The 24,228-nt window shown below is 58.0% G+C and carries 18 protein-coding genes and 3 pseudogenes; 8 read left to right on the top strand and 13 right to left on the bottom strand.

All coding sequences use genetic code 11. The annotated features are described in order from the left end of the window. Positions 1-905 precede the first annotated feature (905 nt). The 3 genes and pseudogenes from ACZIRK_RS41800 to ACZIRK_RS41790 form a co-directional block, all read right to left on the bottom strand. Entirely contained in the window at positions 906-1,064 is a 159-nt protein-coding gene (locus ACZIRK_RS41800) for a transposase (RefSeq protein ID WP_245287529.1), read from the bottom strand. 237 nt (positions 1,065-1,301) lie between these two features. Beyond that, positions 1,302-1,646, bottom strand: coding sequence for an IS5 family transposase (locus ACZIRK_RS41795; protein WP_063623419.1), 345 nt, complete (start codon positions 1,644-1,646; stop codon positions 1,302-1,304). Between the two features lie 773 nt (positions 1,647-2,419). Then, positions 2,420-2,790, bottom strand: a pseudogene (locus ACZIRK_RS41790) (transposase); the annotation flags it as partial. Between the two features lie 2,989 nt (positions 2,791-5,779). Between ACZIRK_RS41790 and ACZIRK_RS41785 the strand changes: the two are divergent. From ACZIRK_RS41785 to ACZIRK_RS41765, 5 genes are all read left to right on the top strand, one after another. Next, the gene (locus ACZIRK_RS41785; RefSeq protein WP_245475126.1) at positions 5,780-6,607 is read left to right on the top strand and encodes a YopT-type cysteine protease domain-containing protein; all 828 of its coding nucleotides are present in this window, start codon (positions 5,780-5,782) and stop codon (positions 6,605-6,607) included. Between the two features lie 969 nt (positions 6,608-7,576). Then, positions 7,577-8,452: a host specificity protein gene (locus ACZIRK_RS41780; protein ID WP_130230645.1), complete on the top strand. Its 876-nt coding sequence runs from the start codon at positions 7,577-7,579 to the stop codon at positions 8,450-8,452. A gap of 203 nt (positions 8,453-8,655) precedes the next feature. Then, positions 8,656-8,805: a hypothetical protein gene (locus tag ACZIRK_RS41775; protein WP_165421469.1), complete on the top strand. Its 150-nt coding sequence runs from the start codon at positions 8,656-8,658 to the stop codon at positions 8,803-8,805. Between the two features lie 1,012 nt (positions 8,806-9,817). Then, positions 9,818-9,994 carry a hypothetical protein gene (locus tag ACZIRK_RS41770; protein ID WP_165421568.1) on the top strand — a complete coding sequence of 59 codons (177 nt, stop codon included), beginning with the start codon at positions 9,818-9,820 and terminating at the stop codon, positions 9,992-9,994. Continuing rightward, positions 9,991-10,410 carry a DUF7694 domain-containing protein gene (locus ACZIRK_RS41765; RefSeq protein WP_130231713.1) on the top strand — a complete coding sequence of 140 codons (420 nt, stop codon included), beginning with the start codon at positions 9,991-9,993 and terminating at the stop codon, positions 10,408-10,410. The genes ACZIRK_RS41770 and ACZIRK_RS41765 overlap by 4 nt, the downstream gene beginning before the upstream one ends. 854 nt (positions 10,411-11,264) lie before the next feature. On the opposite strand, the pseudogene ACZIRK_RS41760 reads toward ACZIRK_RS41765, so the two are convergent. Next, positions 11,265-11,744, bottom strand: a pseudogene (locus tag ACZIRK_RS41760) (transposase family protein); the annotation flags it as partial. Between the two features lie 220 nt (positions 11,745-11,964). On the opposite strand from ACZIRK_RS41760, the gene ACZIRK_RS41755 reads away from it, so the two are divergent. Beyond that, positions 11,965-13,536 carry a S10 family peptidase gene (locus tag ACZIRK_RS41755; RefSeq protein WP_463702676.1) on the top strand — a complete coding sequence of 524 codons (1,572 nt, stop codon included), beginning with the start codon at positions 11,965-11,967 and terminating at the stop codon, positions 13,534-13,536. A 405-nt stretch (positions 13,537-13,941) separates the two neighbouring features. After that, positions 13,942-14,160 (top strand): annotated as a pseudogene (locus ACZIRK_RS41750) (transposase); the annotation flags it as partial. Positions 14,161-14,497: 337 nt separating this feature from the next. On the opposite strand, the gene ACZIRK_RS41745 reads toward ACZIRK_RS41750, so the two are convergent. The 8 genes from ACZIRK_RS41745 to ACZIRK_RS41710 all read right to left on the bottom strand — a co-directional run bounded on the left by ACZIRK_RS41745 (position 14,498) and on the right by ACZIRK_RS41710 (position 20,826). Further along, positions 14,498-15,133, bottom strand: coding sequence for an effector protein NopP (locus ACZIRK_RS41745; RefSeq protein ID WP_245287676.1), 636 nt, complete (start codon positions 15,131-15,133; stop codon positions 14,498-14,500). A gap of 393 nt (positions 15,134-15,526) precedes the next feature. Continuing rightward, complete coding sequence (locus ACZIRK_RS41740; RefSeq protein WP_245287675.1) at positions 15,527-15,931, bottom strand: tetratricopeptide repeat protein; 405 nt, start codon at positions 15,929-15,931, stop codon at positions 15,527-15,529. Between the two features lie 220 nt (positions 15,932-16,151). Next, entirely contained in the window at positions 16,152-18,269 is a 2,118-nt protein-coding gene (sctV, locus tag ACZIRK_RS41735) for a type III secretion system export apparatus subunit SctV (RefSeq protein WP_474419532.1), read from the bottom strand. Between the two features lie 11 nt (positions 18,270-18,280). Continuing rightward, positions 18,281-18,709, bottom strand: a complete 429-nt coding sequence (locus ACZIRK_RS41730) for a tetratricopeptide repeat protein (RefSeq protein ID WP_080664153.1) — start codon at positions 18,707-18,709, stop codon at positions 18,281-18,283. A 1-nt stretch (position 18,710) separates the two neighbouring features. Beyond that, a complete protein-coding gene (locus tag ACZIRK_RS41725) occupies positions 18,711-19,238 on the bottom strand; it encodes a hypothetical protein (protein WP_028168940.1) in 528 nt (175 codons plus the stop codon). Between the two features lie 30 nt (positions 19,239-19,268). Next, positions 19,269-20,156, bottom strand: a complete 888-nt coding sequence (locus ACZIRK_RS41720; RefSeq protein WP_028168939.1) for a SctD/MshK family protein — start codon at positions 20,154-20,156, stop codon at positions 19,269-19,271. A gap of 125 nt (positions 20,157-20,281) precedes the next feature. Further along, complete coding sequence (locus ACZIRK_RS41715) at positions 20,282-20,488, bottom strand: hypothetical protein (RefSeq protein ID WP_474419531.1); 207 nt, start codon at positions 20,486-20,488, stop codon at positions 20,282-20,284. Between the two features lie 47 nt (positions 20,489-20,535). Then, a complete protein-coding gene (locus tag ACZIRK_RS41710) occupies positions 20,536-20,826 on the bottom strand; it encodes a hypothetical protein (RefSeq protein WP_035692794.1) in 291 nt (96 codons plus the stop codon). Positions 20,827-21,785: 959 nt separating this feature from the next. Between ACZIRK_RS41710 and ACZIRK_RS41705 the strand changes: the two genes are divergently transcribed. After that, complete coding sequence (locus ACZIRK_RS41705; RefSeq protein ID WP_394569191.1) at positions 21,786-23,318, top strand: DUF1521 domain-containing protein; 1,533 nt, start codon at positions 21,786-21,788, stop codon at positions 23,316-23,318. Positions 23,319-23,809: 491 nt separating this feature from the next. On the opposite strand, the gene ACZIRK_RS41700 is transcribed toward ACZIRK_RS41705, so the two are convergent. Next, positions 23,810-24,019, bottom strand: a complete 210-nt coding sequence (locus ACZIRK_RS41700; protein ID WP_028169432.1) for a hypothetical protein — start codon at positions 24,017-24,019, stop codon at positions 23,810-23,812. Between the last annotated feature and the right edge of the window lie 209 nt (positions 24,020-24,228).

Genomic DNA, 24,228 nt, shown 5'->3' with positions numbered 1-24,228 from the left:
GGAAACAATCGCGCCGTTGAGCGATGATCCAACCGTCAGCCTTCCGGCTATCGCCAGCTGACCTGCCCGGCTCCGGCCGACGAACGCGGTGCCACGCCGCAGTTACACCACGTCACGGGACACGATCGTGTCCGCCGGCGGCCAAGACACCCCACGACTGCGATCACAATCAGCGTACGTCGCAGTTGCGCATATAGCTCACGAGCTCGAATCTCACGTAGCGCCAGGTTGCAGGCCTGCAAAAGCAAAGGCAAAGCTGTACCACGCAGGTCTATGGCTCGTTGGCAAATCAAGTTCGGCGGCGTAGCTTACTATTTCTCAACCTTGTTGCGTGTCAGGGCGATCATGCACTTAGATCTTTGCCAGGACGGGAAGAGCTCTCGCCGGCTATTGCTGGGCATTGAACCGAGCGAATTCGCAATGTGGCAAATAGACGAATACTGGAATGCGCAATGACCAATGTGATCATGCATCTGTTCGCGCACCACCGGCGCGCGATCCGGTGACCAGAAGCTCGCAATCACCAGAAGTTCGCAACCAACAGAAGTTCGCAACCAACAGCTTCCCGCCGCTAGGCAAGTCGATGTACGGCCTGCCTGCTGGATAGGGAGGGGCGCATCGAGATCACGATCAATAACCGAAATGGCAGGATCGATTTCCATCCAAGCAATGGATATTAAAATGCGAAGGAATGGGAACCTCTTTGGTTCAATGCGCCGAACAAGGCATCTTGCCGAATAGGATTGGAATTCGGTTCGCCCCATCTAGCACAAACCCGATGGCTCCATGACTACTGGAGCAAAGCGAACCTGAACCAGATCGATTTAATCTGGATGGATTTGCAGGAAGCGGTCACCGCTGGGCAGCAGAGCGTGACTCTGCTTTCCCAGGTTCAGACTGATCCATTAGGCGACGATGGCGGCGAGGTAGACTGCAGCCAAGAAGTTTCTGGCAAGTTTGTCGTAGCGAGTTGCAACGCCCCTGAAATCCTTGAGTCGGCAGAAACAGCGCTCGATAACATTGCGCCCTTTGTAGACGCGTTTGCCGAAGCTCTGGAGGATCACCGTTGGATTTGTTTGGAATGACGGGCTTCACGCCGCGATTGACGATTTCGGCGCGAAAGCCGTCGTGGCCTTTGTCCCCAATGAGGGTAGTCATGGGGGTGCGAGTTTCAAAAGGGCCGGCCGCGCGGCAATATCTGCGTCTTGTCTCGGAGTAAGATGAAATGCGCAAGGTTTGCAATCAGGGTCGTCCAGCGCGTAGATTTTCGTCGTCCGCCCACCGCCCGAGCGGCCGATCGCCTATTCATGTTCTCCTTTTCCGCCGCTCGCGGAGCGATGCGCTTTGATCGAGGTGGAGTCGATGGACAAAGTCGCGCCGTCCTTGCCGCAGCGGGCGAGCGTTTCAAAGACCGCCTTCCAATGGCCGCGCTTGGCCCAGCAATTGAAACGATTGTAGATCGTCGTGTAGGGACCATAGTCAGGCGGGCAATCGCGCCAGCGTGCGCCGCACTGAGCGTGTGAACGATACCGCTGATGATCCGTCGATCGTCTTCGCGCGCGGGGCCCGTCTGGTTCGTTGACAGACGCGGCTCTCTCTATCTGAACCCACTGCTTGTCGTTGAGCCAGAACAGTCCTTTGCGCATCGAAGTCCGCCATGCCGAATCAACTCGGTGCCAGGGAATCAGAACCAGCTGATTAGGTACAGACCCTTAGAGCAGAAAAGGGCCGCATCCCAGCGGCCGCTTCGCGGTTACAGTCGCTACTCCTGATAAAATGCCAGCCCGGCAGGGCGGGCTGGCCAGTGCTGCCGCCAGAGTACCCTAAGCCGGGCGCTCCATATCGCCGATAAGGATGACGTCGTCGCCTGGAACGTACCGTGAATCGGAAATGTGATTCCGCATTTCTGCCCTCCTCCGTAGATCGGAATCCCTTCTTGTAGAAAAATTCTGAAGCTCCCTCGTCTTGAGAAATAAGGGATAGACTGGAAAGGCCCGCTGAATCCCTAATCCGATCGGCAATGTCCAGCATAGCCGCCCCGACTCCTTTGTACCTCGACCAGTCGAGACTCTCTATGGTGAGAATTCGCAAAGTGTCGCGCCGCGGCGCCACGTTCATACTTCCCACCTTGTTGCGTTGATGGGCATTAGAAAACAAAGAAACGAGTTGGACATTGCCGCTATTGCTGATTGCTGTGTACAGCCTGACTTGCTCACCCCGCCGCTTGTCAAAAGCGAAAGAGGCTGGTCCCTCGGCTGCTAAAGCGGCCGTAAAAGCGGTCGTATCCGCGCGAGCGGCGCCCGCCAGCGCATCGCGCTGCTTGTGCAGACTCCGCTCGCCGGAGGGCACATTGTAGTGATTGATTCTCATCGCAACGGGATTGCTATTCGGACAAGCTTTCGAAAAGCTGACGTGCCCAAGGTTTGCAATCGGGGTCGCTCAGCGCGTGCCACAGCGCGAGCGGCCGATCGCCTGTTCAAGCTGCCGCATTTTCCGCTGCTCGCCGAGCGATGCGCTTTGATCGAGGTCGAATCGATGGACAAAGTCATTCCGTCCTTGTAGCAGCAGGGCGAGCGCTTCAAAGATCGCCCGCCAATGGCCGCGCTTGGCCCAGCGATGGAAACGATGGAGATCGTCGTGTAAGGGCCATAGTCGCGCGGGCAGTCGCGCCAGCGTGCGCCACGCTGAAGCATGTGAATGATCCGCTGATGATGCGTCGTCGCCATCGCGCGCCGGCCCCGGCTGGTTCGTTGGCAGATGCGGCTCGATCTGAGCCCACTGCTTGTCGTTGGGTCAGAACAGTCCGTTGCGCATCGAAGTCCCCGTACCGATTCAACTCGGCGCGAGGGAATCAGAGCTCGCTAATTAGGTACAGACCCTAATTGGTAGCTGAAATATCGCGCTTGCTCGGTATCTCTGGTAGCAATCCTCAGCAAGCTGAGCGGGGCGCGTAGCCTTTTTGGATACGAAATCCGAGTATTCCGGTGGATTAGCGGCGACTACTTGATTTCATCGGCATAAAGGGCCCTCGCTTCTCTCCTAAATGCAGACCTGTCGATCTCCTCGATGGAGGCTCGGGAAACGAGCGAGTACGGCCGCTCCGTTGCCGAGGACGAAATGCCATAATAATCCCGCGCCGCGAACGGTTTCCGCAAAGCTTGGCTATCTCCTCACGGCCTCCATTCATCAGCCTGACTAGCGGTTGTGGATTGGCTGGATGAGCCAGGGCTTCGGCCATGCATCAGATTCGCTCTCCTGTCGGCAAAGTTGGGATGCTGAGCGTCGTGCCGCGCAACCCAAGAGGAGCCCAATAGGAACCCTAGCTGACGACAGTACGCGCTCGGCCTCCGCACCACCGATCGCACCGGTTATGTAGGCCAACAACGAAACTGAGGACGAGGATAACTGCGGGGCAGCGCGACCTTACCCGAAACAAAGTAGCCAAGGCGACGGTTCGGCCAATTCCATCTACTCGTGTATGCGTCAGTGCTGGCCACCATCCGAGTCATTGGCCTGAGCGGGCGTGAGCAGTTGATCTTATAGACCTGGGCTCGACCGGTCCAAACCACCTCTGCCGAACAGGAGCAGATCAATTCCCCGAAGCCGCTGAGAGGGCACTCAAGCAGCACCAGGCTCGGAAGAAACAAGACGAACAATGGCGCAAACGTCAGAGGGACACACTCGAGAATGATCGGGGAGCGAGCCCGAAGCGAGATGTGGCGCAGGGCCTGACAGATAAAGGAAGAAGAAACGTGGTGAGACAATAACGCCAATGAAGTCGGCGAGAAAAACCTATCCAACATCGCCGAAAACTCGCGCTGCTCTATTGCTGGGCTAATGGCATGGGATATCATTCCCGGAGTCCAGAAGATGGACAGGAAATCCGCCCGGAGCCTTGGTGTCTCAGCATCAGTCTACAGAATCAGATCGCCCCCCAAAACGAAATCTTTGTCCAACGCAGGCGGGGCGGCCAACGGGCCCGGTTTGAAGCTAGTAAAGGGAGCGAAACGAAAAAGGCCCTCAACGAGGGTGGGCTTGGCGGCATCGCATTTGAGTTGGGAACTTGGGCGCGGGTACAACTGTGTCCGGCCGAAACTCGTCAGTTTCCTGAAAGCTAAGCTCCTTAACATGAGAACGTGGTTTCTTGACCACGGATGCCGCCCATGCGTCAACTGGTGACGAATCCAGCGAAAGCTCTGGCGGTTTTGAACCCATGTTCCAACCAATAGGAGAGCTGTATGGACAATCGGATCGACGGTGCTGGGCCTCCAGGGTCCCCAAGCGCCTACGAGTGGACTCAAGAAGATCATGACCTATTTAGTCGATAACCCACCGGAAGCTCAAATGCTGCGAGTCGGGTCGACGGGGGCGCCAGATTTCGGAGCGTTCTTCGTTGAGACCCGACGCCATCGTACGCCTCTCCCGGAGCAATGGGCCCCCCTGGCGCTTATTGAAAAGCTGCGTGAACAGGGGCTCATGCCAACCGCAGACCACCCAACAACCATTTCGCTCGACGGCAAGCTTTATAACGCCGAGCTAAAGGAAGGAGGGTTCGTTAGGCTTACACGTCAGGCCTGAGATCTGTGGTGGCTGAGCCAACTTGGTTGGGCGGAAGCACTCCGGCCCAGCCGACTTGGACTACCTAGACAATTCACCGTTCCCTACTGAACGGTCCGCATCGCCAGCGCGCATTTTGCAAATCCGCTGGCAGCTGGCGAACATGAACGCTGTGGCAGTTGAGTGGCTGCGCAAGCTCATGGCGGTCCGGGAGTTTCCTGAATACAGCACCGGCCAACAGCGATGCTGCGCTAGCGTTCGCGATCGCTCTTGCTATCGCTCGGTGTTGACCCGGTGAGTATGATGAAGCATCCTGCGCGGCAGGCCTGTCGAACATAAGATGTGAGAAGGTGATGCCAGCCGTGGTCGGAGCGAGTTCGATTTCATATCGCTCCGCCGAAGAGTGGAAGCGATAACATCTAATCGGCGGTTTCCGGAATATACCGTGCTGCCCAGATTCACTGGACGATGCTCCTGACGCGTACTCCCCGACTGGGCTAAGTCGGCGACCATTAGATGCAGAATCGTGTTCCGGCGGATAGGGAATTCACGGCCCACCTGCGGCATCGATCTCGGCGACTTTCGTGATCAGCGGCTTGACGGTGTTGACGTGTCACGAGGCGGCAGCCTAACGCGTTTGAGCTGGGCGAATACGTCCATTCCATCTTTGAGCCATAACGAATGGAAGGAGAAACTCGTGATGAGCGCCAAAATCGCCCCGCGCGCGAGCCGGTGGTGCCGAGCGCAAGTACTAACGTGGCGTCGGAGGTCTCGTGTCCTTAAGACGGCAATGCCGGTGACCTGACAATTGCCTTGCCAATCGAAAATCAAAAGAGATGCGCCCACGCGATCACGAGGGCGAGGGAGGTGGTGAAGCCGACGTGCCCGGACGGAGATGGATGATGTTCTGGTCGAGAGCCGGGATCGTAAAGCGGCCAAACGCCTGCTGTGTAAACTGCTGAAGAAGAGTGACATGCCCTGCGCGTCATGATCACGGATCTTGGGTTATATGGCGCTGCTCGCAGGGCCCTTCCTCGTGCTCTGCGTAACACCTGCGCCCGTCAGCTTGTGATCAGCTTGTCTGAGTAACATTCGCAGCACCGCCTAAGCAGCCCGACGCACTCGGGAGAGACTTACGTCGAAGGGAACGCGAACCGCCATGGATAATCGAATTAGTGGCTCATCCACACGCGCCAGCCAAGCTGACGAACCGAGGCAGTCGGTGGACAGCGACAGCTTTACCGAAACACTTGCGGGCCTGCCGTCCCGAGCGGCGCCGGATCCCCATGCTGGTTTGTCATTGGCGCCAACACAGCCGTACTCGCTCGTTTCCCAACCTCGTATCGTGGAGCTCGAAACGTCTTCATTCGCCTGGGAGTTGCCCGACAAAATGGGGCTCTGCGCCAGTAAGCCACATACCTCGGATGCAGATTTTCACAGTTCAACCTCTTCCAGCTCCACTACATCCCCTCCACCCAGGCCGCTGTTTGAATACAGGACGGTCGAATTGCCTCAGGCGAATGTAGACGGCATCTGCGTTGGGCTGACTGCGGAGTGGCTCCGCAATCTGAGCAGCAGCCCGTCAGCCCGAATGGATGCGCTCATACCGGAATCAGAAGGGCACCACTCAGCGGCTGAGCGGCAGCAGCAGTATCAGGACCTCAAGGATCGGTTGCGAAGTGAGGGAGCAGGAGCTTCTCAGGCCGACCTTGAGGCACAAAACACCATTTTGCGGGAAGCGGGCCTGGCACCGTCCGGAAGAGAGAACAAATACGGATTCGGCGAGCCCTCGAGGTTCTCGCGCGTGCTGGACAAAATTACCGGCGACGGATCGAAGTATTTGCTGAGTTTGTATTTCGCCGAAGGCGGCGCACACACAGTTGCGACGTCGGCGTCGAATGGAACAACCACGCTCTTCGACCCTAACTATGGAGAATTTACTGTTCCATCAGACCAGATGGGGTCATTGTTCCAAAGCCTCGCCAATCGTTACAGGAATCCTCCCAACGGGCGGCATTTATCGACAGTCACCACACAAAAGATGTACTGAGTCGGGCCTGAAGGCCGCTGGCGACTAATGCCTTCTCGTGGCGAACGAGTCGGTCGTGCTGACATTGGCTATTCCGGCTGTTGTCCCCTTGGGGCCGTCATGGCCGCCTCAAGGTGTTCGAGGATGTCCCGGATCTCGGCCGCCAAAGATGCTCCAAGCGGGGTCAACCCGACCAGTCGGCTCCTACTTCTGATGCGAGGTGTTCCGCGAGACTGCTGACGGAGCGGGCGACACGGGATGTCTCGTGGAGGACGATTGGCGATCGAGTTGAACGAGGCCCTGCGTATCAGAATGTGCGCTCCGTGAACGTCGGACGCCACAGGTGTTCAGCACGATCTCAAGCCGGGTATCCGTGTTGCGACCGATGCCGGATCACCGGCTAATGCGCCTGTCATCGCCGGCAGGTCGCCGACATAGCGATCGATCACGCGAAACCGTCAGGGCGATGGCCGACTGGTTGGTCGTAACGGAATAGAGGTTACACGTCGGACCTCCTTAAAGATGCGCGCTTGCATCGTCTGAACAGCCGGGCGGACGCCGCTGCAACCGAATGAAACCACGATAAAGCCGTGGCTCAACCTAGCTACCCCACCAAAGTCCGCGGCCGGCAAGTTCTGCATCGCCTTGAAATCAGCAAGCGAGGGCCGCATCATCGAGCCCGGAAAGCTGTGAAACGGTGTTGTGATGGTGGGCCGCGGCAATATCAAGGGTAGGGCTGTAATTCTTCTAAAGAACCCGAGATCTCGGCTCGCTCGCGTAACAAGGTATGGCACCTTAGCCGCGAAGCGGAATAAGCATAGCCGTAGAAAAGGCCAGCCGCGGGGAAAATGCGCTGCCCCTCGCCTTGCAAAGCGTGAGCACCGCGCCCCCTCTGTGCGTCAGCTTATTGTCAGCTCGCGCGCCTATCACTGTCCACAGGACTCGAGCAGGCCAGTACGGTGCAACTTTTGCGATAGGAGACCAAACGTCGTGTATAACAGAATCACTGGTTCTTCCAGCCAATTTCCAAGCGCGAGCCAAGCCGATGAATCGGAGCTGTCAGCAGATGGCGGGAGGTTTACCGAAACGCTTGCAGACACGGCCCCTGGTTCCTCCTCGGGGGTGGCACGGCCGTACTCCCTCGTTTCAGAACCTCCCATCGATGAGATCGACAGGGAGTCGTTCAGGCAAGAACTGAGAAATTTCTATGGTAACGACATCAAGCACATGGCCAATAATCCGCAAGAGTACTCGGATTTCGTTTCCGAAAAAGCTGAGCGCACAGCGATGGTCGCCAGAGCCGGATCCACCGTACAGGATTCGGACCAGGCGCGATATTTCAGCTATCAATTGGGTGACAAGAGTGTCGGGCTTCTAAAAACCGAAGGTCGACGTCGCATGGGAGGAGAGGCGTGGGAGCAGCACTTTCCTGGGCGGAAACACGTCTCGTCCGTTGTCGATCTCCGGGTTACTCATCCGCTCGTTGAGAACGCAGGCGATGTTCTGCTGGAACACCAACTTCGGCTTGACGGTAAGCGGGCGTTGGTCATGTCGCGTCCTGCCACGGATGAGGTGAAGCCCCGTCTAGAGCAGATGGGTTTTGTTCGCGTTGGTGACAATGAAGATGACAATGAATATGTGCTTGACCCTAGGCAGCATCCCGACAAGTGGACGCTGAACGAGGAGGGAAAATGGCAGCGGGTGGACAAGCCTCGCCTATATCTCTCCAAAGCTGAGAGTAGCGATGAGGAAAACGAAGGAAGTGTCGAGGAATATTCGGGCGAAGAATACATCGAAACGGATTCATCTGGGGACGATCCTTCTTGGTACTTCGACCGGCTCAATTTAGGCCCGGGGACCGGCTAGCAGAAGTCACGCCGGGTGCAGCTTGACTTCTCATACCGGCATGCACCGGGGCCAAGGCGACGCTGCAACGGGAGCACCCGGCACGCGCGGGTGTGCTCTCGTTGCGGCGCGCGAGCAGAAATAAATTAGAAGCGGCGGCGGTTCCCGAATTCGCAGGCAGAGCAACTTCTTTGAATTGCTAGTCAGCTGCTCTGAGCTGCCTTTTGGTCATTGGCAACTCTCTGGGATTTGAACGCTCCACAAGCATCGTGCGCAGCGCCGACGAAGTGGCCAAACGATTCTTGATGCTTATCGTGATTGATCATCAAGTTGTTTTCATCGTCTTTGAATGGCGTATTCAAGCTGGCGTTTAGTGGCAACCGGGAGCTTTTGTGTAAGCAGCATCCTACACGCGCGGTCACGAAGTGATCTGAGACTGCTACAGCTGTCCTGGTTGGCGCATGTCGAATCATATGATGAGCCGATTGGGCCAGTTGCGTGATTCTTGCAGGGCGCTTGGCGGGACGATCTAATGAGGTGTGCCCCCCTAACCGAGTAACGGGCCAAGCCGAATGTCGCGGTCGCCTATGCGATCTGCGCTTCAATAACATTAAGTCGGCGCGCTATGGACTTCCGCCTGACGATCATCGACGAAGACGGCAGGCACAGACCATGGCCCATTGTGGTGGTGCGGAAGGGTATCTGAGGAGCAAGCGATGGAAGCAGTCTGGCTCTATATCGATGAAAAAACACCCGCGCGTGATGGGAGCCACATCGGCCGTTCGCGGGATAACCCCAATCAGTGTCTCAAAGAGCATGATGGTGAAGTGTCGCCTGGCATACCCCGTTCTTGGCAGCAGCGATGATGGGAGATCAGTCGATAGAAAGTCGCACAGCGAACCGCCTTTTGAAGGCCTAGGCCGATTTGAGACTCATGGTGCAAGATGGCGAGATGCTTGGTGAACGTGCGAAAGCTTCTTCGCCGTGATCGATCGCGCCACGATTGGCAATCAGAATCCTAAATTCGATGACCTTGACCAGCGCGGGGTCAAGCTTTGAAACGGTGGCCTATTACGTGGGCCTTGACGCGGCTCACTCCGTAGCCTGGCCGTGACTTTAGTGGAAGAGGAGCCGTTTCCGACGGTGCGCGGCCGACGGATCCCTAGGCTCGTCGCGAGGCGAGCCCTCGGCCGCAGCTTCGCGGCATGCTGCGGGAACGATTAGGAATGTGGTGAGGTAGAAAAGCAAAGGTCTGGTGCTGAAACCAAAATTGCAGGTTAGAAAGCATCCTTTGGAAAGCTTGTCCGGGCCTCGCAGTAGAGGTGCTTTACCAGCTCAAGGAAAACCGAGCGCCCGGTTGCCGGCATTGGAAGCGGAAGAAGAGAGATGATCTACATCTACGGTTTGCTCAGCAGTTTGTTCGAATTTCAGCAGACAATGCACGGGCGAGCATGGCACTCGGACGCTGCGCAGCAGCCCTGGCTGGAGGCGACGAGGGAGCCAGAGAACAAGGTGGTCTACGTCGATTTCAAAGCCATTCGCGAGGCAAAGGAGGGGACGTGAGAGCACAAGTTCTTGAAAAACTCGAGGCCGGCCGCGTGCGATACGGCGAATTTGCTAGCGCGCCGGGATCAGGTCCTTGCGGCCTGTTTTTTGTTCAGGGGCCTTGTGGCTGCAAACTCAGGATAGTCGGATTTGTTCGCCCAGGGTGGGAGCATGTCTCCGTCTCGACGCCTAGACGTTGTCCGAACTGGGAAGAGATGTGCTTCGTCAAAGACCTGTTTTGGGATGAAGAGGAGTGCGTGATGCAGCTGCACCCACCTCATTCGCAATACGTGAATAACAGCCGGTATTGCCTGCATCTCTGGAAGCCGACTCGTCAAGAAATTCCGATGCCACCAACGAGCTTTGTCGGCCTCGTCGGGCTCGGGCCATCGGAAGCGGCAATCCTATTTGAACGGATGAGAGCGCTGTTGTGAAAGCCCCGTCGCCGAAGGTGTAGCGATGCCCGCAGGCGTGCGTGAGCATGTCCAGACATCTTCGGCATGATGAGCAAAGCTCGTAGCTGCGCCGATGAGAAAAGGCAAAGCAAAATCCGCTCCGAGCGACGCTCGTCAGACTGACGTCAGGTACGTTGCTTAAGCGTTGAGCCGCCAATCGGCAGTAAGCACTTATCACCCACCGAAACGAATATGTCTGGCTCTATGGAGAATATGGTACGGCTCGATTGGGTGCCGTGCTGGTTGCGATCGGCGTGTGACATAGCCGCCTTGTGCTGCGTCGCCTGCCTCTTGATGATGGCCCTTACTGTCATAAGTCTCATTGGTTGCCTATTGCTGCTGGTTCAGGTGAGGCGGCGTTTTTGGCCAGTGCAGCTGGAGAAGTCCGTTGACGCGAGGCGAACCAAACCGCTTTCAAGCCAAAGCTGAAGACATTCCCGCCATTGGAACTCGGCGATTGTCCACATGCGAGAAGGAGACAATGGCCGTGGGCGCACTTGGTTGCGCGAGGTCTTCTTCCTGAGAAAGGCGCGTGAGACCTTCTACGAGCATCTCGGAACGGAAGAGAGTTGAAAAGGGGCCCATGCTTCAACGCTGCGTAGGAGGGCACGAAATCACTCGGGCATGCTCTCGGTGCCGTGCCCACCTTTGGGCATTGCGCTAGAAAATCGAGAATGCGCGCGAGCCGCGGCGGTCTCGAGGGCAACCGGAACAGTGCACCTATCAACGCAAGCTAGGGATTTGGCCGTAGAACAGCCAGACCTCAATCTACTGGCGGCCTAATTGGTATCCGTCCGGTGAGGCGTTCACCGGATGCGTACTCGACCAGCGGATCAAGAACGATGCTTTGGCCGAGGCCGCGATCGCGTTCTTTGGTGCGGTGTGGGCACGAGAACGGACGACGGTCATTGTGGCGAAGGCAAGCATGCCGTGTGAGACATGGCGATGCCCGCCTGCCAGGAGCGGGTTTCTTGTGATCAAGACCAAGCTCGTTCTTGGTCGTTTCCAAGCCGTCCTCGACGGCCCAGCGATCGCCTTCCACTGACGCCAGCTTTTGAATGGACGTGCCTTGGTCATCACGTGGAGTAAAATGCCAAGTCGCCGTCGGCAATGTTGCGGCGGATCAGAAAGCCTCGCGTCCATTCCCTGGCAAGGTTCATCATCGCATTCACTGCCGTCGAGATCGGCCAGCTCGACATAGGCCCAGTCGTGCCAGCGCGGAGCTTTGGTTGGTCCCTTTGCCGGAGACAGGCGGCGCCAGCGTGCTTGGGTAGGCTCTGTGCCATTGCGCAGGCGGTGCCGCCGACAGGCGGTCCGTGCCCTCAGGAATAGAGGCGACTACTAGACTTAGTAGGTTTGTTGTTCCCTGCTCTCAGCTAACTGAGGAGAGCCGTTTGGCAGATACGCCTCGTGCAACATAAGGCAGAACCACCCAACAGAATGCAACTATAGGTAAAAGTCTAGACCGTCCCGCAACCTTAAACCGTCGCAATCGGCCGCTGACAGAAAGTGCGGCCGGACCGGAGAAACTCCATGCTGTTCGATTTGACCGCGCGGCGCCACACCCCTCTCGCGCTCGCCCTATTTGCGTGCGCCGTGATGGGGAGCGCCCGGGCCGACGATCCGCCGCCGCGCCCCGATGCCACGACGCCGGCCGGCCAGAAGGGCGGGCCCGGCGCGCGCGGCGCAAGTGCGCCTAGTTCCCCATCGGCGGCCGAGCAGCATCGCCTGCCGCCGGATTCCACCGTCAAACAGACGCTGGAGCTGCCCGGGCGGACGCTTCGTTTCATCGCGACTGCGGGCTCGATCCGCATGTTCGACGACAAGGGCGAGCCGCAGGCCGACATCGCCTACACCTCCTATCAGCTCGACGGCACAGATCGCGCCACGCGTCCGGTGACGTTCCTCTTCAATGGCGGCCCGGGGTCATCCTCTGCTTGGCTGCAGTTCGGCAGTGCCGGGCCATGGCGGCTGCCGATCGATGCGGAAACCGTCACGGCGTCGGCCTCGCCCGAGGTCAGGCCCAACGCCGAGACCTGGCTCGATTTCACCGACCTCGTGTTCATCGATCCCGTCGGCACCGGCTACAGCCGTTTCGTGGCGACAGGCGAGGATGTGCGCAGGCGGTTCTATTCGGTCGATGGCGATGCCAGTTCAATCGCGCTTGTGATCCGCCGCTGGCTCGAGAAGCACGAGCGGCTCTCCTCGCCGAAATATGTCGCGGGCGAAAGCTATGGCGGCATTCGCGGACCGAAGGTTGTGCGCAATCTGCAGATGCAGCAGGGCGTCGGCGTGAAGGGCCTGATCCTGCTCTCGCCACTGTTCGACTACCGCGAGTTCACAGGCACGAGCTTTCTGCAACACGTCGCGAGGCTGCCAACCTGTGTCGCGGTGGCCCGCGAAGCCAAGGGCGAGGGCAGGGGGGCGGTCAAACGTGCCGATCTCGCCGATGTCGAAGCTTACGCGCGTGGCGAATTCTTGGCCGACCTCGTCAAGGGCGAGGCAGACAAGGAGGCCACCAACCGTCTCGCCGACAAGGTCGCCGCTTTGACCGGCATCGACCAGGCCGTAAGCCGACGGCTCGCCGGGCGCTTTGACCGCGGCGAATTCCGCCGCGAGTTCGACCGCAAGAGCGGCAAGGTGACCGGCGGTTATGACGCCTCGGTGCGCGGCCTCGATCCCTATCCGGACTCCGATAGCTACCTCTTCGGCGATCCCTCGGGCGATGCGCTGGCGGCGCCGCTGACGAGTGCCGCCGTCGATGTCCTGACGCGCAAGCTCAACTGGCGGCCGGACGGCTCCTATGAACTGCTCAACCGCGCGGTCACGCGGGCCTGGAATTTCGGCCACGGCAGCCCTCCGCAGTCGCTGTCGGAGCTGCGCGAGATCCTTGCCACGGACGCGAAGATGAACGTGCTGGTCGCGCACGGCCTGTTCGATATTGTCACGCCCTATTTCGGCTCGAAGCTGGCGCTCGATCAGTTGCCGCCCTTTGCGTCGGCGCCGCGGGTCAAACTCGTGGTCTATCCGGGCGGCCACATGTTCTATTCACGCGACGCCTCGCGCCAGGCATTTCGTGCAGAGGTCGAAGCGATGATGAAGTAGGGCGTGCGTTCATCAAGCCGGCGGCGAACTAAGTCACAAGCAGGTCGCGTTCTGCGCCTACAGTAGATCGGCGTTTCTTAGTGCAAGAGGCGCGGGGCAGAATGAGCAAGCAGGCGGCGGCGGCCATGAAAGTAGCCGACGCGCTCGTCGAGCAAATCCGTCCGCTGCTCGCAGGAAAGGGGCCCGGAAGTGCAAGGCGCGCCGATCGGTCAATTGCTGGGGATCTTCATTGCCGGCCATCCGCCGGAATTTCGCGAGCAATCGCGCAACGTTCTGCTTCATGCGCCTGGTGGATCCGGAGACAACCCTCCATCAAGAAAAAGATAAATGTGGAAGACCTAAATCCGAAATTTGCGCACTGCTTTATGCGATTTATCACACTTCGGGCGTCGCTCACACCAATACGTTGAAGGTTACTTCTCAATCCTTGACCGGGGCATCATCGGAACGTATCACCACGTCAGCCAGCAGCATCTTAAGCGGCGCTATCTGGCTGAATTTGCTTTCCGCTGCAACGAGCGCGCTTCGCTCGGTGTCACCGACAAAGATCGTGCGGCGCGCTTGCTGAAAGGCATCGTTGGCAACCGTCTTACCTATCGACGACCTAACGAAGATCACTCACAAGAAGCAGGCGGCTATAAGCCTCCGGTAAGGCCTTCACTGAGCGCGTACCATAATTCGGACGACGCATAGTTCATCTTAGAACTGAAAGAGCGGCGCCAACGTCCCTGAGCTCAGCATGCATGGGCATAGAGCGGCTCGTTCATGGAGCCAAAACGCAAGGGTCAGGACGAGCTCTCTAGACGAGGCGCTTGCTCAAGGGACATGGCGGCCTGCAGCTGAGCCGTCAGATTCCGCTACCGCTCGATACGACCGGCGCGCAGGCAATAATTGCAGGCAGTAAGATCTGCATGGAGAGAGGGGCGTATCATACCCTCTCTCTCCGCGCCGAGACGACCCTCTACATAAAGTCATCGTCCTCCCAATCCGGCGAGACATTTCTCGCGCGCTCGGAACGTTCCGTATCCCTGCCTTCACTCTCTTCCGCTTTGGAAAGGTAAAGGGGAGGTTTGTTTGTTCGCTGCCATTCACCGTCGCTGTTCTTGATCCACTTGTCGGGATGCCGGGTAGGGTCAAGCACCATCATCGAGTCACCTATCTCAACAAAACCCAGCGCTGCTGCACGGGCTTTTGCTTCCGGATTCACGGGATGAGAAAGGACTAACGGCTTGTCGCCGTCTGACCGAAGCTGATGCTCCAGCAAAATGTCGCCCGCGTTATCGACGAGGGGATGCGTAACCCGAAAGTCTACCGTCGATGTGATTTCAGACCGTCCGGGAAACTGTTCCCGCCAGCGCGCGCGTGCCTTTTCCCCTTTGAACACATCACGCATGTTAGCTCCACCTTCCGTTCGGAGAAGTCCAACGCTTTTGTTTCCCAATTGATAGCTGAAGTGTCGTGCGTCGTCCGAGCCTTCTTTCCTGCCATGATTATAGGCAACGTCCGCAGCGCGCTCCGCTTTCAATGCCACCGAACGCGAGTATTGCTGAGGATTGGCGGCGATATGCTCGATTTCATCCCCATAGAAATCTTCCAATTTGTCCTGAAATGAGGACCTTGAGATCTCCACGATGGGTGGTCTGGTGCTCAGTGAGTACGGCCGTGCTGTCGCCGAGGATGAATCAGTGTAGGACTCCCGCGGCGCTATCTGCATATGGGAGAACACGTCCTCGAAGCTTCGGCCTTGATCTGTTTGCCTACCGTCGATAGCAGACTGTGTCATTCTATCAGAGTCGGAATTGCCCATCCATGGAAAGCTGGGTGAGGCATTTATTCGATTGTACATGGACGTTCGCGCTCCTATCTGCGAAAGCTGTATTGAGTGTCAACCTGCTAAGGCCGAGCGGAGCTTGATAGCCAGCCTTCCTGACGAAAAGCTGACAGCAGGTTGTCGGGCGTCTTGCAAGTCAGGTTGTACCGTAAGCGTATGCTACGGCTGTTCTGCCAGCGCACGTCGTTCGTGCGAAAGCTGTTGGAGGCTGGAGTTCCCGCTGTCTGCTTTCCCAGCAAGTGCGAGCGATAGGCCAAGATTGTTGCGCAACATCTGATTGCCTGGGGCGGCTGCGAGAGCCTGCCGATATAGCGCTTGGGCCTCATCATGGCGCCCCTCGGCGTCGAGGACCACCCCCTTTGCGTTCAGGGCACGCAAGTCACCAGGGGCTGTAAGCAAGATCTTGTCGGCTACCTTAAGCGCCTCACCCGCGCGTTTCTGTGCCAGAAGGGTCTGCGTAAGTGAGATTGCCGCATCGACATTGTCTGGTTCTTGCTTCAGAGCCTCGCGCAAACTCTCCTCGTCGGTAACCCGGAGGAGGGCGTGCGCAATGCGCTCGCGCATAGCAGGATCGATGTCCTTAGCGCCGAGCAACTCTGGCCGCGGCGTCGCTTGTACTGAGATGGCTGGGTGATCCGAGCTGGTGCAACCTCCGACCACAAGAATCGCGAACAAGGCGAGGAGAGTTAAGCCCGAGGGCGGATGGAACGCATACCATCGAGCAGCGGATGTTCTCGCAGGTGAATTCATGCTGTCCATTGTCACGACCGACTGCTGTGCGCTGTTAGCCGGCTGTGGCGAGCTGGCTGCGTTGGTCTCCTGCCGGAGCTTTTTCCTTGGGACCTGTAAGCTTGAGCGAGCCCACTGGCTGGACCGTGAAATCGGAGGCGAGATCCTGATAGGACAGAACAGGAAGATCGATCCCGTTGCGGGTGAGAAAGCCGCGCACGAAGCGCCGGATATCCAGCGAACTCAGGATGACGGGCTGGCTCTGACCTGGTGGCATGCCTGAATGAATCTGACGCAGTTGCGACAACAACATCTCGCTCTGCCGGTCCTCCAGCGCGAGGTATGGCCCGACGGCAGTTTCTCGCACCGCACTGCGAATCACATCCTCAGTTTCACGTTCGATGATAAAGGCGGGCAGAACACGGTGAGCGTTGGCGTAGCGATAGCAGATTTGCCGTTTCAGGCCGGAGCGGACGTATTCGGTGAGCAGGACAGCGTTTTGCTCGCGTTCGCTCCATTCGGCGAACGCTTCCAAGACCAGGCGGGTGTTACGAATCGGGATGTCCTCGTCGAGCAGACGACGCAGGACCTCGGCGATCCGGGGAACTGGAGTCGTTCGTAGCACTTCCTTCACCAGATCAGTATATTCCTGCTCCATCCGGGCGAGCAATTGTCGCGTCTCTTGAATGCCGACCAAGCGCTGCGCATATCGCGTCAGTACGGAACTGACGCGCAAGGCGATGATTTCGCTCGGACGGTGATGCCCGATTCCGGCCGCTTTAAGAGCCGGTGCATGGCTCTGTTCGATCCAGATCCGGCCAGTGTCTGGATCTTGCCGATACGGGATGCCGCTCAATTCAATGTTCGCTCGGTCGTCGGTGAGGGCGAGCTGCGTCGGGTCGACTCGATCCCGTTCAACCGGTACCCCTTCCACATCCAGCCTGAACTCGGACTGGGCCAAACGTGGATCCACCTGGACTGGAATGCGGGGAATCGTGATGCCAAGATCGGCTGAGACCAATGCCGAAATGCGCGCGATGTGCTGCCCAACTTCCTCTTTGTCAATCGCATTTATCAGGTTCGGCGCAACCAATAGCGCGACCGGAAGCGCCTCCGCAGGTATGGTTTGCTTTTGAGCCTGCGCTGGACTCGTAGTCGGAGCACTAACGTTGGCGGCCGTCTTAGAGCCGGTGTTCGCGCCTTGCACACCGCCCTTGACATAGCTCGCCCCGGTAAAAACTGCAGCCAGCATGAGAAACGGGGACAAGGGGAAACCAGGTATCAGCCCCATGAGAAGTAAGACGCCGGCTGCCAGCCGCAATGCCGGGGTACTGGCCGTGAGTTGGTTGATGATATCGGCACCAAGCTTGAGCTTGGAGGGCCCATTTACACGTGTGACGATGGTTGCAGCCGTAACCGACAGCAGGAGCGCCGGAATCTGAGAAATCAGCGCGTCGCCGATGGTGAGCAGCGTATATTGATGCAACGCCTCATCAATGGACATGCCCTTCGAGAGCAGTCCGATGCTAATTCCTCCGAGCATGTTGATGCAGATGACTATGAGTCCGGCGATGGCATCGCCTTTGACGAACTTCATGGCGCCATCCATCGCACCATGAAGTTGACTTTCCCGCTCCAGTGAGGCTCGCCGGCTGCGTGCGTCGCGCTGATTGATATGACCGTTGCGTAGCTCCGCGTCGATAGCCATCTGCTTGCCTGGCAGAGCGTCGAGGGTGAATCGTGCGGAGACTTCAGCGACGCGCTCGGCTCCCTTCGCGAGAACCATGAACTGCACCATGGTCACGATCAGAAATATAACAATGCCGACAGCGATGTTCCCCGATATCACGAACTCACCGAAGGTGTGAATGATGCTGCCGGCGTCTCCTTCAGCGAGGATCAGCCGCGTTGTCGCGATGGTCAGCGCCAGACGAAAGACGGTAGAGATCAGGATGACGCCCGGCAAGGATGAAAAATCCAGTGGCGTACTGAGATAGAGAGCAACCATCAGCAACAGAACGGCAAAACCCAGATTGAAGCCGATCAGCATATCGATCACGACGATCGGGATCGGCATGATCATCATTCCGATTGCCAGAAGCAGCATGAACGCGACCATGAAGTCCGCGTGGAATGGCGCGCGCACGATAAGCCTACGAAGAAGGTGTGCCATGAAGAGCCTTCTTATTGTTGTTCCGTTGGCGCTGTCCTGCCACGCAAGGATACATAATCTTTGAAGACCGCCCGCGCCTCGTCCATACGGCCGGCGCGTCGCAGCGCGTGACTGCGCAGAAGCGTCAAGGGCAGACGCGAAGAGGGATCCTCATCAAGCATGTCGAGTCTATCCAGCACATTAAGTGCTTCATTGCCAAAGCCCTCCGAGATGAGAGCATAGGTAAGAATGCGAAGCAGGTCGACGTCTCGCGAATCTTCATGGGCAAAGAGCCGCAACAGAGCGAGAGCTCGTGCGCTCTGTCCACACGCAAGGTGGACGAAGGATATTGCGCAGACCAAATCGCGCTCTTGCCCGGAGATTGGCAAGACATCGCCGGTTTTGATAGCTTCGGCCGGCGACGGTAGACTGGCGAGGTGCGATCCGCCCGAATTGACCATGCTAGCCCTTGATCAAGCTGTTCTGGTTCTGCCGGAGCAGGATCAGCCGGCGGAGCTCCTGCTGCAGTGCGTCGATCCCTTCGCGCGCCACCGAGTTCTCCGCTCCGGCCCATAGCCGGTCGGCCAAGCGCTCCAGGAGAACACCGTGCTTCTCTGCTCGCAGCACGTCCGGATCACGCAGGCGTGGGGTGACGAAGGAGAGCAGACCTGTCGCGAGATTGCGGCCATAAAGTGAAGCGAGTGCCGCACGGGGGTCGATCTCAGCGATCGGGACGCGCCTCTCGTTGAGGCTGACACGCGAGACGGCATCGATATCGTCGACCTCAAGCGAGGCCTCGATTGACAGATCGGGTGCCTCAGTATCCGGCCAAATCGACCCGTGCCTGTTCTCGCCGCCGCCATCAGTGCGATCGATCTCTAAATGATGGACTTGAGGGAGGGCCGGCTTGTTCGCTGGCTCATGGTCTTGGGTGTTGAGCCTTTGCGAAGAGGTGCCAAATCCGACAGGATGCTGCGGCAGCTTGGTCATGACATTCTCCTTTCCTGCGGTACTGGAGCTCTAATAGGGGAGAGCAGCAAGTCGTCCATTCCGGCTAAGCAGTACGCGTCCCGCCTCGATTCGATCCACCGTCCATCCATCATTCAACAGCGCCCCCACGAAGTATTTTTGGCCGCCAATAAGAAGATAGGGGTGGGCTCCGCGCCACACCGCCTGGACAGCTATTGAGGAGGGAGGCTTATCCTCCTTTACGATCACCCCGTTTACGAGTGTCAGCGAGCCGTTCGTATGCTGATCGAACCAGCGCTGAACCTCCTGCCACCTAGTGACTAACGCAGGGGTAACGGTGCCCTCCGCGCTGACTACACCTGGTCCAGGCGCGATTTTGATATTGAGAAGTCCCGCTTTATTCACCTCCTCTTGCAGCAGTTCGGCGGCTGCATCGAGGGGGCGATCATTAGGACCGTTGAGCGTCAGCTTGGCTGGAAGTGGGGCGCCAGGGGGCGCATCGGGGCTCACTGCACCGGCACTGCCGTCAAACAGGAAGCTGATTGCGAGAGTGGCGATCCCGACAGAGCTCAGCAAGACCAACGAGACTGCGATTATCGAAAGACGGGATAGGCCGATTGATCCTCGTGCCGAATCCTGTGTGCAACGAATGGACATCGTGCCCGCATGAATGACAGCAGGAAGAGAAATAACAACCCGCTTGCCTACGGCAATATCTCCGTTTCCCTCTATGCTGACTCCGGCTGCTAGGGCCTCGATCTCAATCGAACCGTGCAGGGGGGTGAGACGGAAGTGATTGGGCTCGAGCCCCTGTTCGACGAAGACGATATCAGCATCGAGGCCACTTCCGATAAGACTCGTTCCGACCGGCGCTTCACCACTCACCCCAGAATAAGGCCCTGATAGCACTTCGAAATGAACGGAAGCCGGTTCATTCACGGAGATTCTCCTGAGAAACGAGAGAAGCCGTACGGCGTTGCCGTACGGCTGGTTCCGAGTTCGTCAAGCTATGGAGAGCCTCCCGCACGCGAAAAGAGCCGGCCGTGAGCCTCCCTCTTGCAGCGCTAGCTAACGCGCTCGTCGGCAACCTTCTTTTCGGACGAGAGCTCGGTCGTAATTCTGCGCATCATGATGCTCTTGGACTGAGCCTGTTTGCTGACACGCTCCAGCTCGGCGAGCTGCGCTGCGAAATCGCCGTCCCCGGTAGCACCGGCCTGCTGATTCGCCGCGGGTCCAAATCCGGCGGGGGAACCACCAACGGGAGAAACCATATCGAGTCACCTTTCTGTTTGGAAGTTACTGTTACTGATCACCTGCCTCACGCCGCAGCTAGCGTGATGAGGGCAGGAAATGCAATCATGACATGTGCGCTTGGCGCGTCATTCGAGAGAGTCAATTCGCCGTTGCCGTGGTTGAACTGCGGCTTGCTTCCTGCGGCAGGGCCATTGTCCTTGGCGACCTTGTCATCATCAACCTTCTCCGGCTCCAATTTGTGAATAACCCTCTCGAAAGCTTTGTCGAGTACCCCACCGACAGCGGAGCCAATCGCCGCGCCCTGCGGTCCACCGAGGTATCCACCAGCCGCGCTTCCGATCATTTCTCCAATCATCGCATTCTCCTATCTTCATCTCCATTACGGTCAATAGACGACTCCTCGCCTAGAGATCAGCGCTGACATCCTAGGAGCATTACCTTTCAAGAAGCTGACGAGTCTTCGAAGGGCCGAGGAATGAGTCGATGTCGCCAAATTTATCTTTCATCGGAAAATGTGTCGGTACTCTCGCTTCAGCCGATGTTGTCGCGCAAGACGCCGTACGTCTTGCGCTTCAAAGCTTGAGCGGTTGCAACTCGTTGCTGGCGTATAAGCTGTGCCAGCTGTCGGTCCAACGAGCATGGTTCCGAGCAGCTCGACTGCAAAGCTGGATCGCCTGGTGCTCATCAAGCGCCGTGCACAACGTCCTTAAGATATCTGCCGTGGCGCTTGCCTCGAGCAATCAAGTGGTAGACAAATCGACTGCGGCGTACGTGTGCAAGTGCCTGGTCTCAAGACTCGAGCGAAATCAGTTTCGAAGCGGCGTTTGTACCGAACATGGCCGTCCGAGGCGCCTAAAGACCGCCTCGAGCATTCACGCGAGAGGCTCGGCCGAAGTTCTTCAGAGATCGTGGATGCTCGCCCTCCGCACGTCCCAAGATGTCGTGTTCCGCCGCCCATCATGAAGAGCGTTTCGTTGCGGTCGCGAGCTCTCAGCGTTAGTTCAGGCGATACGCAAGCGGATGTGCTGGTGGACGATCATCCTATCGTCAGCTTTTAGACAGGTACTCCGGATACATTTCCTGCGACTTGGTTACGCTCGACGTGAGAGTCCCGAATTGCCATGCGGCAAGGGGTTAAGAGAAGTGGTCCGCCGATCAAGACTGTTGTCACCCGCAACAAGAAACGCGAGAGCGCGTGCTGCTGGCCGTGGCGTGGGATTGGTTTTGAAGGGCCTTGGCGCAACGTGCCAAGTTGATTGTGCGGGTGGTCCTCGCAGTCTGTCGCTGCCTTCAATGCAATAGGAGTGAATGAAAATGCCGTATCTTCCCGTAGTGGGTGGTTCCAATCCGGCGGTGGGGCTAGTGCCTGAAGGTGCGCCCGCCGTTCCAATGTTCAACGTGGTGTTGGGGCAGTACGCCGGCGCCGTCGGCGTCCCGGTGGGGGCCTACCAATACCTCCCGGTAAATACTTCGGCCCTCGTCGCACCCGCCGTCCTCAATCCGGTCTACGTTGCTCCAACCCTTCTCGCCCCGCCGCCGCCTCCCCAGTTCGCGTCGGTCGCCCAGAACCAGGGCTCGTCGTCCTCAATTGATCCGGTCTGGACGCATGAGGTCCATGACGGCAAGGCCACCATCCACCTTGGCGATAAATATACAATCACGGCGGACGAGAAGCATGGCACCTGGACCGTTCGGAACAATGAAACCGGCCATGTCTCGAAGATTCATGGCGATCCGCATGTCGATGCTAATGGGGACGGCAAGGACGATTTCGACTTCAAGAAGGGCATGACCCTGCAACTCGACGATGGCACGAAGATCACCGTGGATACGGCCGACTACGGCAACGGCAAGAGCATTTCGTCCAAGCTCACCATCACGAATGGTAGCAACGCCATGGTTGTCGAGGGGCTCGGTGACGACAAGGATGGTGCCAACAATCTGAAGGTGACGCAGTCCAACGCCGGCCTCACTCTCGATGAGCTGACACCCGATGGTTCACAAACGATCCATGAGCAAGGTCAGGGTTGGGTCGACGGCGCCGGGCGCGAGGTGGATCAGGCCAGTATCGATGCTGGTGAAGCGGGGCGTGCGCCGGGCAGCGGCTCCCAGTCCCAGTACACTCCTGCCTCGCTTGCTGCTCCGTTGTACTACTACACACCAGTTTTTGTTCCTCCTCCGCCGCCTCCATCGATGATCCCAGTTGCGACGAACCAGAGCCCGCCACCTAAACCAGCTCCGGTGTGGTCGCATGAGGTCCATGACGGCAAGGCAACGATTCACCTTGGCGATAAATATACAATCACGGCGGACGAGAAGCATGGCACCTGGACCGTTCGGAACAATGAAACCGGCCATGTCTCGAAGATTCATGGCGATCCGCATGTCGATGCTAATGGGGACGGCAAGGACGATTTCGACTTCAAGAAGGGCATGACCCTGCAACTCGACGATGGCACGAAGATCACCGTGGATACGGCCGACTACGGCAACGGCAAGAGCATTTCGTCCAAGCTCACCATCACGAACGGCGACAACGCCATGGTTGTCGAGGGGCTCGGTGACGACAAGGATGGTGCCAACAATCTGAAGGTGACGCAGTCCAATGCTGGCCGAACCCTCGATCAGCTGACATCGGATGGTGCACAGACGATATATGAGCAGGGTCAAGGGTGGGTCGATAGATCCGGATGTGAGGTCAACCAGGCGAGCATCGACGCCAATGAGCGTAGATCCGGATGTGAGGTCAACCAGGCGAGCATCGACGCCAATGAGCGTAGATCCGGATGGGAGGAGGTCAAGCTGATTCGACGCCTCCTCCAAGGCCGCGGGGTGAGGCCGATCTGAGCGCAGTTCAAGAAAAGGGGAGCGGACGCTGTCGCCCGCTCCCATTCTTCTCAGCGCGGGCGCGCAGGGAAGCGCCTCGCTTGGCGCTATCCATGCATTAGCCGCGCTCTCATGTTTTCGATGATCGGGCTGTCATATCTCTGCCGCTAACAGTCGGCAACGAAGGCGCGACACGGATGCGTGGGGGCGTCTCGTCTATAAGACACCTTTATGGCCTGCGGGTTTGTAGATGCGCGATTGGCCCAAGCGAGGCGAGTCCGTTCGACATACGAGCGAGATGTCTTGGGCTACCGAGAGACGGCTGACCGGAGTGGCCGGAGCGAGAAGAACCCTAAGGACTGTAACGCCAACTTACCGCAACCGATCTGAACGACCAGTACCATTGAGGTGCGGATCGTTCAGCTGCGGAGAAGTTCCTCTCTTTCCTCTCTTCTCACCGTTGTTTGGATGTGCCATTCACGGCTCGCTATTGCCGATTCGGCGGAGCCGACTCAAACATCCTCTTCTGTATCGTCCATGGCAGAGTCGAGATCGGCCTGCGCATCGTTGACAATTCGCATTGCGATCATGCCAAGAGCCATTTCGAAAGCTTTGCGTTGTTGCATGGCCTGCGAGTTGGCGTCATCGCCCCCCTCGGTTCCGTCAACATTCGCGCCGTTATTGCTTCCCGCGGCTCCGATATCGGGTGCACCTGCGTTCATCTTCGTAACATCGCCTGTTGATAACCCATTCTCTGATGCTAGCAGCGTTAGCTTTCGAGAAGCTGACGAGGCTCAGGGCGCTTGAAATGGACCCCGATTGTGGGACCACGTGCTTAGTTGGAAGGGGCTGCTCCGTTTGATAGACGGAGCGCATGATGACGACAAAGACGAGACGCAAGATCGACGCGGCACTGAAGGCAAAGATCGCG

The organism is Bradyrhizobium sp. Leo114 (assembly GCF_055229415.2).
The sequence above is the reverse complement of the archived record's forward strand: the minus strand, read 5'-3'. Positions and strand labels throughout refer to the sequence as shown.